General features: G+C 73.6%; 10 protein-coding genes and 1 pseudogene. 6 read left to right on the forward strand and 5 right to left on the reverse strand.

What is annotated here, in order from left to right; all coding sequences use genetic code 11:
* Positions 1-121: 121 nt before the first annotated feature.
* Together ACFVX9_RS01365 and ACFVX9_RS01370 are read right to left on the reverse strand one after the other, a co-directional pair.
* On the reverse strand, positions 122-1,150 hold the full coding sequence (locus tag ACFVX9_RS01365) for an SDR family NAD(P)-dependent oxidoreductase (RefSeq protein WP_380369367.1): 1,029 nt from the start codon (positions 1,148-1,150) through the stop codon (positions 122-124).
* 75 nt (positions 1,151-1,225) lie between these two features.
* Positions 1,226-2,443, reverse strand: a complete 1,218-nt coding sequence (locus tag ACFVX9_RS01370; RefSeq protein ID WP_387979822.1) for a glycosyltransferase — start codon at positions 2,441-2,443, stop codon at positions 1,226-1,228.
* 181 nt (positions 2,444-2,624) lie between these two features.
* Here ACFVX9_RS01370 and ACFVX9_RS01375 point away from each other — a divergent pair, with 181 nt between their 5' ends.
* The 3 genes from ACFVX9_RS01375 (at position 2,625) to ACFVX9_RS01385 (ending at position 6,584) form a co-directional block, all read left to right on the forward strand.
* Positions 2,625-3,311 (forward strand): response regulator transcription factor, encoded by a 687-nt coding sequence (locus ACFVX9_RS01375; RefSeq protein ID WP_387979824.1) that lies wholly within the window; start codon positions 2,625-2,627, stop codon positions 3,309-3,311.
* Complete coding sequence (locus ACFVX9_RS01380; protein WP_387979826.1) at positions 3,308-4,708, forward strand: sensor histidine kinase; 1,401 nt, start codon at positions 3,308-3,310, stop codon at positions 4,706-4,708. The genes ACFVX9_RS01375 and ACFVX9_RS01380 overlap by 4 nt, the downstream gene beginning before the upstream one ends.
* Positions 4,709-5,132: 424 nt before the next feature.
* Complete coding sequence (locus ACFVX9_RS01385) at positions 5,133-6,584, forward strand: zinc-ribbon domain-containing protein (RefSeq protein WP_387979828.1); 1,452 nt, start codon at positions 5,133-5,135, stop codon at positions 6,582-6,584.
* 154 nt (positions 6,585-6,738) lie between these two features.
* On the opposite strand, the gene ACFVX9_RS01390 is transcribed toward ACFVX9_RS01385, so the two are convergent.
* Positions 6,739-7,404 carry a maleylpyruvate isomerase family mycothiol-dependent enzyme gene (locus ACFVX9_RS01390; RefSeq protein ID WP_380369382.1) on the reverse strand — a complete coding sequence of 222 codons (666 nt, stop codon included), beginning with the start codon at positions 7,402-7,404 and terminating at the stop codon, positions 6,739-6,741.
* Between the two features lie 395 nt (positions 7,405-7,799).
* Here ACFVX9_RS01390 and ACFVX9_RS01395 point away from each other — a divergent pair, with 395 nt between their 5' ends.
* Genes ACFVX9_RS01395 through ACFVX9_RS01405 form a run of 3 tightly spaced genes read left to right on the forward strand, consistent with a single transcriptional unit; the run spans position 7,800 to position 11,571 of the window.
* Positions 7,800-10,115: a xanthine dehydrogenase family protein molybdopterin-binding subunit gene (locus ACFVX9_RS01395; protein ID WP_387979830.1), complete on the forward strand. Its 2,316-nt coding sequence runs from the start codon at positions 7,800-7,802 to the stop codon at positions 10,113-10,115.
* Positions 10,112-11,044, forward strand: coding sequence for an FAD binding domain-containing protein (locus ACFVX9_RS01400; protein WP_387979832.1), 933 nt, complete (start codon positions 10,112-10,114; stop codon positions 11,042-11,044). The genes ACFVX9_RS01395 and ACFVX9_RS01400 overlap by 4 nt, the downstream gene beginning before the upstream one ends.
* On the forward strand, positions 11,041-11,571 hold the full coding sequence (locus ACFVX9_RS01405) for a (2Fe-2S)-binding protein (RefSeq protein ID WP_380483053.1): 531 nt from the start codon (positions 11,041-11,043) through the stop codon (positions 11,569-11,571). Before ACFVX9_RS01400 ends, ACFVX9_RS01405 begins: the two co-directional genes overlap by 4 nt.
* An 8-nt stretch (positions 11,572-11,579) precedes the next feature.
* Here the strand turns inward: ACFVX9_RS01405 and ACFVX9_RS01410 are convergent.
* A pseudogene (locus ACFVX9_RS01410) lies at positions 11,580-11,730 on the reverse strand (IS5/IS1182 family transposase); the annotation flags it as partial.
* Positions 11,731-11,761: 31 nt separating this feature from the next.
* Complete coding sequence (locus ACFVX9_RS01415; protein WP_387979834.1) at positions 11,762-12,520, reverse strand: SDR family NAD(P)-dependent oxidoreductase; 759 nt, start codon at positions 12,518-12,520, stop codon at positions 11,762-11,764.
* Positions 12,521-12,605 lie beyond the last annotated feature (85 nt).

A 12,605-nucleotide genomic window follows, 5' to 3' on the forward strand; every position in this document is an offset into this window, starting at 1 on the left:
GGCCGTTTCCTTTGTTTTTGCTCGGGTGTTCTGGTTGGGAGGTTGGGTGTATCGTGGAGGCGTTGGCGGCTCCTGCCACCAAGGCCCATGCCCGATGGGACAGTTGGCCGCAGGGGCGGCGTCAGACCTGGTAGCGGTCCGGGGCGAGCAGGTGCAGGTGTTCGGCGACCCAGTCGGAGGTGTGGCGCAGGCCCTCGTCCAGGCCGACCTGGGGCTGCCAGCCGGCCAGGTCGCGCGCCTTGCGGTTGTCGGAGAGCAGCCGTTCGACCTCGCTGCCGCCGGGGCGCAGCCGGGTCGGGTCGACGACGATGTCGGCGTCCCGGCCGGAGGCGACGATCAGGGCCTTGGCCAGGTCGCCGATGGACACCTCGCTGCCGGTGCCGAGGTTGACGGTCTCGCCGAGCGTGCGGTCGGCGCGGGCGATGGCCAGGAAGCCTTCCGCGGTGTCGGTGGCGTAGGTGAAGTCCCGGGTGGGGGTGGTCGAGCCGAGCCTGATCTCCCGTGCGCCGGAGTGGAGTTGGGCCAGGATGGTGGGGATGACGGCGCGGGCGGACTGGCGCGGGCCGTAGGTGTTGAACGGGCGGACGACGGCGACCGGCAGTTCGAAGGCGTGCCAGTAGGAGAGTGCCATCATGTCCGCGCCGATCTTCGAGGCGGAGTACGGGGACTGCGGCTGGAGCGGGTGGTGCTCGTCGATGGGTGCGGTGATCGCGGTCCCGTACACCTCGCTGGTGGAGGTGTGCACCAGGCGGGCGCCGTGCCGCAGGCAGGCGGCGGCGACGTTCTGGGTGCCCACGACGTTGGTCTGCACGTAGGCCTCGGGGGCCTGGTAGCTGTAGGGGATGCCGATGAGCGCGGCGAGGTGGAAGACGGTGTCGCAGCCGGCGACGGCGTCCAGGACCCGGCCGGCGTCGCGGACGTCGCCGGCGAGCATCTCGACGGGGCTGCCGGGGTCGGCCAGGTAGTGGGCGAGGTATCCGCGCTCGGCGTACGGCTTGTAGTGGACCAGGGCCCGGACGCGGGCGCCGCGGGCGACCAGCAGGTCGACGAGGGTGCTGCCGATGAAGCCTTCGGCGCCGGTGACCAGGACGGTCCGGCCGGTCCAGTCCTGGTGTGCGGCGGGGGTGTTGGGGTGGGCGGGGCGGTTCATGGTGGTCCTCCGGTGGTTCGGGGCGGGCGGTCGGCGGTCAGTGGTCAGCGGTCGAGCGGTCGAGCGGTCGAGCGGTCAGCGGTCGTACGGGCCGGGGGCGGGGGCCGGGACGGCGGGCGGCGCGGGTGCCGGGGTCCGGCCGATGACGCGGAGCACCTTGGCGGCCAGCAGGTCGGCGGCGCGCGCGTGGTCGCCCGGGTCGGCGGCCTGCGCCATCGCGGCGAGCCGGGCCGGATCGGCGAGCAGGGGTTCCACCAGGGCGGCCAGCCGTTCGCCGGTGCACTCGCCGTCCGGCAGCAGCAGGCCGGCGCCGGCGTCGGAGAGGACGCGTGCGTTGTGGGTCTGGTGGTCGTGCGGCGCGTGCGGGTAGGGCACCAGCACGGCGGGCATCCGGAGGCTGGAGAGTTCGGCGACGGTGGCCGCGCCGGCGCGGCACACCATGAGGTCGGCGGCCGCGTAGGCGAAGTCCATCCGGTCCAGGTAGGCGACGGCGTGCGCCACCGGGTTGCCGTCCAGTGCGGCCCGGACCTGTGCCAGCGCGGCCGGGCCGGTCTTGATCAGCAGCCGCCGGTCGGTGCGGTGGCGCCAGCGTCCGGCCAGTTCGACGGCGGCCGCGGTGAGGCGGGCGGCGCCGAGGCTGCCGCCGTTGAAGACCAGCAGCCGGACGCCGTCCGGGACGGCGAAGTGCCGACGGGCCTCGGCGCGCAGCGCCGCCCGGTCGAGCTGGGCGACGGCGCCGACCAGCGGCATCCCGACGGTCTGCGCCGAACGGCCGGCGGGCAGGTGCTCGCGGGTGCGGTCGAAGGCGAGCGCGATGTGCGGGGTGAGCCGGGCGGCGAAGCGGTTGGCCCGCCCGGGCACCGCGTTCGACTCGTGCACCACGCTCGGCAGCCCGGCCATCTTGGCGCCGACGATCACCGGCGCACTCGGGTAGCCGCCCATGCCGACCGCGACCTGCGCGCCCTGGGCCCGCAGGATCTCCCGGCAGTCCCGGCCGGAGCGCAGCAGCGCCGCGGGCAGCAGGTAGCGGCGCGCGCCGAGGGAGGCGTCGAAGGGGATCATGTCGACGGTGTGCAGCCGGTAGCCGGCCTGCGGGATGAGGGTGGTCTCCAGTCCGCGTTCGGTGCCGACGAAGGAGATCACGGCCCGCGGGTCGGCTCTGCGCAGCGCCTCGGCCAGTGCGAGGCCCGGGTAGATGTGTCCGCCGGTGCCGCCGGCGCCGATCACCACCGACAGGGGGCGGGCCGGATCGTGGTTGGCATGGTTGCCGTGGTTGCCGTGTTCTGTCCGCATGCCGTCGAGCTTGCTGAGGCCGCCTAAGAGACTTCTCAGAGTCGTTCTGCGGGGCGAGGGCGACGGACACGCCCAGGCGCGACCGGCGGCACAGAGGTGGCAACGCCCGGCAGAGGGCCCTGCGGCCGCCGCGAGGACGAGCTAAGAGGCTTCTCAGATTCGTTCTGAGAGGGTTGTCCGCATGAACAACGGGCAGAGAGTGCTGGTCGTCGACGACGATCCGGAGGTACGGGCCGCCGTCGAGGACGGGCTGGCCGTCGAGGGCTACCAGGTGCGCGGCGCCGCCGACGGGCTGGCGGCGCTGAACGAGGTGTCCGGCTGGCAGCCCGACGCGATGGTCCTCGACCTGATGATGCCCGTCCTCGACGGGCTGGCCGTCTGCCGCCGGCTGCGGGCCCTGGGCGACCGGCTCCCGATCCTGGTGCTCACCGCGCGCGACTCGGTGAGCGACCGCGTCGACGGCCTCGACGCGGGGGCCGACGACTACCTGGTCAAGCCGTTCGCCCTGGACGAGCTGACCGCCCGGCTGCGCGCCCTGCTGCGGCGCAGCGCCCCGGCCGCCGAGGAGCCCGGCTACCGCTTCGCCGACCTGGAGGTCGACCCGGTCACCCGGACCGGGAGCAGGGCGGGGCGGCCGGTGGAGTTCTCGCGCACCGAGTTCGCGCTGCTGGAGGTGCTGCTGCGCCACCCCGGCCAGGTGCTCCCGCGCGAGGTGATCATGGAGCGGGTGTGGGGCGCCGACTTCGGCCCCGACTCCAACTCCCTCGCCGTCTACGTCGGTTACCTGCGCCGCAAGCTGGAGGCCGGCGGCGAACCCCGGCTGGTGCACACGGTGCACGGGGTCGGCTACCGGCTGGACCGGGCTTGAGGGCGCACGCGCGCTGGCGGCGCCGGCGCCCGCTGCGCACCCGGCTGGCCCTCGCCTGCACGGCCGCGGTCGCCGTGGTGGCGCTCGGGATCAGCGCGGCCGCGTTCAGCATCGTCCGCTACGAGCTCAACCACCAGCTCGATCAGCACCTCACCCAGCAGGCCACCCTGGTGCAGCAGCAGCACCGCGACCAGGGGCCGCAGGTCGTCTACGGCGAGTGCAACTACCTTGCCGCCCCGGCCTGCGCGCAGATCGTCTCCGCCGACCCCGGCAAACCACCGAACGAGCCGTACCTGCTGCCCGTCACACCGGCCACCCGCCAGGTCGCGAACCGGCAGCGGGCCGGCTACTTCACCGACCTCACCATCGGCGGCCACCCGGCCCGGATGCTCACCACCCCGATGATCGCGGCGCCGCCCGGCGCCCGGCAGGCCGTCCAGGTCGCGCTGCGCGCCGACAGCGTCCAGGAGGGGGTGCGGCAGGCCGGCGCGCTGATGGCGGCCGTCGCGGCGGCGGGCCTGCTGCTGGCCGCCGTACTCGGGCGCACCGTGGCCCGCACCGCCCTCGCCCCGGTCGCCCGGCTGACCCGCACCGCCGAGCGGATCGCCGACACCCGGGACGCGGGGCTGCGGATCGACCTGCCGCCCGGGCGCCGGGAGGACGAACTGACCAGGCTGGCGGGCAGTTTCAACACCATGCTGGGCGAACTGGAGCAGTCCGTGGCCGCCCAGCGCAGGCTCGTCGCCGATGCCTCGCACGAGCTGCGCACCCCGCTGACGGCGCTGCGCACCAACGCCGAACTGCTGGCCCGCGCCGACCGGTTGACCGAGGGCCAGCGGGATCGGGCGGCGGCCGCGCTGCACCGCCAGCTGCGCGAGGTGACCGGGCTGGTGAACGACCTCATCGAGCTGGCCCGCGACGAGGAACCGCAGCCGCTGCTCGAACAGGTCGCGGTCGGCCGGCTCGTCGGGCACTGCGTCGACACCGCGCGCGGCCACTGGCCGGCGATCGCCTTCACCCTGGACGACGACGCGGACGGCGCCCTGGGCCACGGCGCCGCCGAGCGCACCGTCCCCGGCGTGCCGGCCCGGCTGGCCCGGCTGGTCTCCAACCTCCTCGACAACGCGGCCAAGTTCAGCCCGCCGGGCGCCACGGTCGAGGTCCGGCTCACCACCGGACTGGAACTGACCGTCCGCGACCACGGCCCCGGCATCGCGCCCGAGGACCTGCCGTACGTCTTCGACCGCTTCTACCGGGCCTCCGCCGCCCGCGCCCTGCCCGGCTCCGGGCTCGGGCTCGCCATGGCGCGGCAGATCGCCCACGCGCACGGCGCCACCCTCACCGCCGAGGCCGCCCCCGGCGGCGGGGCGCTGTTCCGCCTGCGGCTGCCGGGCTGAACGGGACGGCCGGCTTCTGATCCGCCGTCCGAGCGCCCACCCGTCACCACGCTCCCGGTTGGCGGCATGGGAGAATCCGCAGGTGAGCCCCATATCGCCCCAGAAACAGGTCCAGCTGTGTGCGGATGCCGGCTGTTCTCAGCCATCCGCGTACCGGACACGTTCGCGCGATGCCTGGTGCGACGATCACATCACAGGCATCCTCCGCGCCGGTGGACTGGAGCCGCTGGAGCCGTTCGCCAAGCCGACGGCATGGCGCCTGACCCGGTGCCTGACGTGTGACTGCGAGGCTCACTACCGCTTCGAGTACACCCTCGCCAAGAACGCGGAGGGCGAGGCGACCTGCCGGGCGTGCTACTGGCGCCAGTGGGCGCAGGACGAACGACGGCGCCACGGCGCGTACGCGGACCTGACGCCGGTTTCCGTGGCGGAGGCGAGGGAACACGCGGAGAAGCACGGCTACGACCACCTGGCAGCGCTGACCGACCCGTCCTACTCCGACGACCCCCACCATGTCCGGTGCAGGTACTGCGGCCGCCTCGCCGCCGAACGGCTGGGGGACATCGCGTTCGGCTGCCGGTGCCAGACCAACCCGAACCGCGCACGACAGACCCCCAACCCGCCCGGGCAGAAACAGCGGGCCCTGCTCAAGGACTCCGGGCTGCCGGTCCTCGACTGGTGGGACCACGAGACGAACGACCTCGCGCAGTGGGAGACCGTCACCGTCACGGCCCGCCGAGAAGCGGCCTGGCGCTGCCCCGGCTGCGACCTGCGGTTCACCGCCCGGGTCCACGACATGATCCACCGGGTACAGTGCCCGACGTGTGAACCGAAGCACCGCGCCCAGTGGCAGGCGGAGTACGAGCGCTACGAGGTGACGCCCGTCGCCGACGTACCCGAACTCCTCTCGGCGTGGGCCGACGACGAGGACCCCCGTACCGTCACCGTTGCCGGGCTCGGGCCGCTGCGACGGTTCCGCTGTCCGCAGGGGCACCACCCGCGAATATCCCCGTACACCTACCTGCACTCAGGCTGCCCCTCCTGCCGGAGCCAGGAGACCCGCACCGCCCGGCTGGAAGCCGTCGCTGTCGAACCCGCCCCGTTCAGGATCGGTCCGGAGATCGCTTCCCAGTGGCACCCGACCCGCAACGGTCGCATCAGCCTGGCCAAGCTCTCCCCCCGGTCCCGCCGGACCGTGTGGTGGCAGGACCCCAACTGCGGCCATCAGTGGCAGGACACACCGGAACAGCGGGACAAGGGGCAGCGCCTGCGCTGCCCCGAATGCCGCACGATCCTCGACTCACTCGCGTTCCACTTCCCGGAACTCGCCGCCGAGTGGTCGCCCGTGAACCCCCTCTCGGCCTGGCACGTGCGCCCCAGCGGTCAGACGGCCTTCGTCCCGACATGGGTCTGCACCGCCGACCCCACACACGTGTGGCAGACACCCCTGGCCTCCCGCGCGGCCGGCAGCGGGTGCCCCGAGTGCAGGGAACACGGCAAGTCCCAGATCGAGCTCGACCACCACGCGGCCGCCGAACGCGCATTCGGCAAAGCATCGTCCGGTCAGGCCGTACGCCATGTCGCGTTCGTCCGGCGCAGCGTCTGGCACGTCGACATCACGGTCGAACTCGCCGGCGGCCGGAAGCTCGCCGTGGAGTACGACGGGTCCTACTGGCACGCGGACAAGGCCGATGTCGATGAGGAGAAGTCCCGTGACCTGCTGGCCGCGGGGTACCTCGTCGCGCGGCTGCGCGAGCATCCGTTGCCCGCTCTGCCGATCGACGATCCCGGGTACGCCGAGTTCACCGTCCACTCGACCGTTTCCGACCCGGATGGTGTGATCGAGCGGGTGAAACGCTGGACGTCCGAACACTGAAGGCAACTGCCAATGATTCGCACCGGAACTCGCTCCGGTCGCGGTGTCGTTCGGCACGGTTCGGCGGTGATGGTGGCGGTCTCGTCGCTGCTCGGCCTGGCCACCGCCTTTTGCGATTGTTGTCGACACGATCGGGCTTCGGCCGGGACGTCGGTCAGGCCGTCGCCTGGCGCTCGCGCAGGACGACGACCCCTTCGCCGTCGAGCTGGTCGCAGTAGGACGCGCGGCCGGCCATCGCCATGACCAGGGCCAGGGTGGTGCCGGACACCCGTGGGCCGTCACCGGCGACGAAGAGGCCGTCGGTGGCCGCCAGCCGCAGGCCGGCGGCACGCTTCTTGGAGAGGACGGGCAGGTCGGAGCCCTGGTAGTAGACGGCCAGGGCGGTCAGCACGTCAACCGGGTAGTCGCGCTCGATACCGAGCGGTCGGCGGATGTCCTCCGCGTGCACGACGGTCTCCCCGAGCATCGCCACTCTCGGCAGGGGCGGCTTGGTCGTGCTGGTGATCACCTGGCGGAACCGCGCGAGCGTCTCGGCCGGAGCGGCGCCCATCTGCTCGGCCAGCCGCAGGGCAACCTGCCGGTCGAAGTCGAAGCGACAGCGGATCACACCCGCCATCCACCGTGCCGGGCCGAGGCTCGCCCCGGCGGTCATGTGCGCGAGCACCTCGCGGACAGTGAACCGGTCGCAGAGGGACCGGGTCGCCCACTGCCCCTCGTCCAGTCCTGCCAGGTCAGCGGCCAAGGCTGCCCGTTCGGCGTGGACCTGCTCCCAGGTGCCCGTCACGGGTCGAGGACTGTCGTTCGGTGTCGACGGTGGCATGCGGGCACTGCTCCTGTGCGCTAGTCGGACGGGCGCCGAACCGGGCACCGGCGAAGCGCAGCTTCGCACGCCTGAAGCCACTGCGCATCCGCCCATCACCGCTGTACAAGGCGCAGGGCTTTGAATCCGGGGGTGGCGACTTCGCCCCGTCGGCCCTCGGAGTTGCCCGCCGTGGCGCGGCCCCGGAACCGAACGCGCCTGTGGACAGGGCCGTGGGGTTCCCGTCGACGAGAAGCGGGTAAGGGCCGGTCCGCGTGTTGCCCGCGCACCATGGTGGACGGCCCGTACGGTGGGGCTCCCCACGTGCGCCCGCGCGGGTACGGCCGTTGGCGCCCGCACACCGTGGCGCGGCGGCCAACTCCCCTGTGAGCGGTACGAGTCACGGAGGTGCAGTCGTGGAGCAGTGGACCAGGCGCGAGGACGAACGGCTGCTCACCGGCCGGGGCCGCTTCGTCGCCGACATCGAGGTGCCCGGGTGCCTGGACGCGGCGTTCGTGCGCAGCGGCGTAGCCCACGGCGTGCTGCGCGGGGTGGACTGCGCCTCCGCCCGGGAGGTGCCGGGGGTGGTGGGGGCCTGGTCCAGCGCGGATCTGTCGGAGCCGGGCCCGCCCGGGACGGCGGCCTCCGGCTTCCAGGGGCTTCCGGCGGTGCCGTACACGTTGTTGGCCGGGCTGTCCACGGAGGAGGCCGTGGCCGGCCGGGAGTGGCCGGCGCTGGCGAGGGACCGGGTGCGGTACGTGGGCGAGGCGGTGGCGGTGGTGCTGGGCGAGGACCGTTACCGGGCCGAGGACGGGGCGGCGGCGGTGTCCGTCCGGGTCGACCCGCTGCCCGCAGCAGTCACCGCGGGCGCGGCGGCGACGGACTCGGTCCAGTTGTTCGACGGTCTGAGCAACACCGTCTTCCGCGGGGAGGCCGGGCGGCCGATCGACGATTCGGTGTGGCGGCGGGCCGCGGTGGTGGTGGAGGGCCGCTACCGCCAGCAGCTCCTGCTGCCCTCCCCGATGGAGTGCCGGACGATCCTCGCCGTGCCCGAAGGGGATCGGCTGACGGTGTGGTCGGGGCACCAGATGCCGCACCGGCTGCGGCGCGAACTGGCGGCGCTGCTGGGGTGGCCGGTCGACCGGGTACGGGTGGTGGTCCCGGACACCGGCGGGGCGTTCGGGTCGAAGAGCGCGGCGTGGCCGGAGTTCGTCGTGGTCGCCCACCTGGCGGTGCGGCTGGGCCGGCCGGTGCGGTGGATCGAGGACCGGCTGGAGTCGATGACGGCAGCGCCCCGGGGCCGGGGGCAGGACCAGCGGGTGCGGCTCGCCGCAGACGCCGAAGGACGGTTGCTCGCCTACGAGTTGGAGGTCGAAGCCGACGTGGGCGCCTACCCCCACCTCGGGGCCGGGCTGCCGATGCAGACCGCCCGGATGGCCACCGGCCCGTACGTGACCCCGCAGGTGCACGCGACTGTCCGCTCGGTGCTGACCAACACCATGGTGACGTACCCGTACCGCGGTGCCGGCCGACCGGAGGCGGCGATCGCGCTGGAGCGGGCCATGGACCAGATGGCTCGTGAACTCGCCATCGAACCAGCCGAATTGAGGCGGCGAAACTTCATCCCGCCGCACCACTTCCCGTACCGGACGCCCACCGGCCGGTGCTACGACAGCGGGAACTACGCCGCCGCGCTGGACCTGGCGCTGGAGACCCTGGACTACCCCGGGTGGCGAGCCGAGCAGGCCCGGCGCCGAACGGACCCTGACGCCCTGCCGCTGGGCATCGGCCTGTCCTGCTACGTGGAACGCTCCGGCGGGGAGCCGGGCGGGCTCCACGAGTTCGGCGGCGTCGAGGCCGCAGCGGACGGCACGGTCCTCGTCCGGTGCGGCGCGGCCCCCGCCGGCCAGGGGCACGAGACGGTCTTCCCCGCGCTGGTGGCCGAAGCCCTGGGCGTGGACCCGGGCCGGGTCCGGCTGGTCGAGGGGGACACCGACGAGCAGCCCGAGGGAATGGGCTCCTTCGGCAGCCGCTCCGCCCAGGTGGCCGGCGCGATGCTGCGGCACGCCGCGCAGTTGCTGCTCGACGAGGCACGCGAGCGGGCCGCGCGGCTGTGGAGCGTTCCCACCGAGGCCGTGGACTGGTCCGACGGCGCCGCGCGCCTCGTCCGTGGCGGCTCGCCGGCGATCGAACTGGCCGAGCTGGTGCGGGCGACCGGGCCGCTGCGGGTGGACGACCGGTTCGAGGCGGGCATGGCCTTCCCCTTCGGCGCCCACGCGGCGGTGGCCGAGGTCGATCCCGAGCTGGGCACCGTACGGCTGCTGCGGGTGGTGGCCGTGGACGACTGCGGCGTGCAGCTCGACCCGGTGATCGTGCGCGGGCAGGCCTTCGGGTCGGCGGTGCAGGGCATCGGCCAGGCCCTGTACGAGGGGATCCCCCACCGGGACGACGGCGTACCGCTGTTGGCCTCCGGGCTGCTGGACTACCTGCTGCCGACCTTCACCGAAGTGCCGGCCATCGAGGTCAGGGACACCTGCACCCCGGGCCCGGGTACGCCGCTGGGCGCCAAGGGGGCGGGCGAGTCGGGCTGCATCGGCACTCCGGCCGCGGTCGTCAACGCCGTGGTCGACGCGCTGCGGATCGCCGACCCCGACCTGTTGCAGATGCCGCTCACCCCGGACGTGGTCTGGCGGGCGGCCCGTGCCCCGAAGCTTGTGGAGGCGGCTCGGTGAAGCCGGCCGCCTTCGACTACGCCGTACCGCGCACGGTGGCCGAGGCCGTCGAGGCGCTCAGCTCCGCGGACGGGACGGCCCAGGTGCTCGCCGGCGGGCAGAGCCTGATCCTCGACATGCGCCTGCACCGCGTGCGCCCCGGGCTGGTGGTCGACATCAACCGCGTCCCGGGACTCGACCGGGTCGACCCGGACGGCGGCACCCTGCGGGTCGGCGCCCTGGTACGACACCGCGCGTTCGAATCGGCACGGGCCGTCCCCGGCCCGCTCGGTACGCTGTTCGCCCGCGCGGCGGTCCACATCGCCCACCCTCCCATCCGCTCGCGCGGCACGATGGCGGGCAGCTTCGCCTGGGCGCACCCCGCCTCCGAGTGGTGCGCCGTGGGCGCCGCCCTGGACGCCGACGTCGAGCTGTCCGGCCCGCGGGGCACGCGCACGGTCGCGGCCCGGGACTACTTCCGGGGGCCGCACCTGACCGCTCGCCGACCGGACGAGCTGCTGACCTCGGTGGCCTTCCCGCTGCTCGACGGCGACACCGGGGTCGGTTTCACCGAGCACCGCCGTACGCACTTCTGCTTCGCCCAGGTCGCGGTCGCCGCCGCCCTGACGGTGCGGGAGGGGGTGGTCGCCGAGGCCCGGATCGGGCTGGCCAACTGCGCCGACCGGCCGCTGCGGGCCCGCGCGGCCGAGCAGGCGCTGATCGGCGCCGAGGCCTGGGCACCCGTCGGCGGACACCGGCTGCCCGACGGGCACCCGTTCGTCCGGGCCGGCGGGATCGCGGCGCAGCAGGACGCCGCCCCCGTGCCGGAGCCGTACGCCGACGTCGAGTACAAGCGGCAGGCCGTCGCGATCCTGGTCGCCAGGACGCTGCACCAGGCGGCGCAGGACCTGCGATCCCGCCGCGCCGAGCCGGACGGAGACCGCGCATGAGGATCACCCTGACCGTCAACGGCGAAACGCACCGGCTCGACGTGGAACCCCGCCGCATCCTCGCCGACGTGCTGCGGGAGGACTGCCGGTTGACCGGCACCCACCTGGGCTGCGAGCACGGCGTCTGCGGGGCGTGCACGGTGCTGGTGGACGGCGAGGCGGTCCGCTCCTGCCTCGTGTTCGCCGTGCAGTGCGACGGGAGTTCGGTGGGCACCGTGGAGGGCCTCGCCGGGCCCGGCGGCGATCCCCACCCCCTCCAGCGGGCGTTCTCCGCCGAACACGCCCTGCAGTGCGGCTTCTGCACCCCGGGGTTCCTCATGGTCGCCGCCGGCGCCTTGGCGGCCGACCCCGGCCTCGCCGACTCCCCCGAGAAGGTCGACGCCCTCGTCGGCTCCAACCTCTGCCGGTGCACCGGCTACGAACCCATCCGCCGCGCGATCCTGCGGGCCGCCCGCGAGCAGAACGCGCCGCGCCCGGACGACATGCGGGATCCGCCGCAACGACCGTCCGCTCACAACCGCCCGTAGAAGACATCTCATGTGGAGAGTCGGCGGGTGCAGATGGGGGCTGCGGCGGTGCCGGCGAAGGCGGCGAAGTGGTCGGCCTTGCGTTCGTAGCGGAGGTGGAGCCGGCGGAAGCCGCCGAGCCAGGCGGTTGATCACCCAGCGGTGTCGGCCGAGGCGTTGCCTGCGGCCCGGGACAGGCTCGCCCGGCCGGTCAGAGGAGGGCGCCGCCGGAGACCTCGATGCGCTCGGCGGTCACCCAGCGCAGGCCCTCGGAGGCCAGCGTGGCGATGGCGTCGCCGATCTCCTCGGGTTCGCCGACACGGCCGAGCGCGGTCTGCCCGGCCAGAACCTGGCGCATACCGACGTCATCCCGCATGGCACCGCCGTTGAAGTCGGTGGCGGTCGGCCCCGGGGCAATGGAGTTGACCCGGATGCCTCGGGGGCCGAGTTCTGCGGCCAGAGCGCGGCTCAGCGCCTCGACGGCGGCCTTCGAAGCGGAGTAGACCGACGTCGCGGGACTGGTGTGGCGAGTCAACGACGACGAGACGTTGATGACGTGGGCGCCCTGCGCCAGCAGCGGCACAAGCGACTGGATGAGGAAGAACGTGCCCCGCACGTTCGTGCCGAACACCGTGTCGAAGTCGTCGGCCGTGACAGCTTCCAGCGGGCCGAAAACGCCAACCCCCGCGTTGTTGACCACGATATCGAGCCGCGAGGCCCCCCAGCGCTCAAGCAGTGCGCTCAGCTCGGAAGTGAAGGCTCCGAAGGAGGAGACGTCGCTGATGTCGAGACGCACGACAGCGGCAGTCCCACCCGCAGCGTGCACTCGCTGCGCCGTCTCCTCGGCCCCGGCCGCATCACCGCGATGGGTGACCACGACCCGCACCCCGCGCGCCGCCAGGGCAAGAGCCGTACTCCGGCCCAGGCCACGGTTCGCACCGGTCACCAAAGCGATCCTGTCGGCTGTCATCAGCTGCTCCCTCATCGCACGGCACCAGAGAGACATCGGGCACCGCCATCAGATACGAGTCGGTTGACTCGCCTTTCCATTGCAG

The sequence above is a fragment of the Kitasatospora sp. NPDC058243 genome (assembly GCF_042882025.1).
In the GTDB taxonomy this organism is placed as follows: Bacteria; Actinomycetota; Actinomycetes; order Streptomycetales; family Streptomycetaceae; genus Kitasatospora.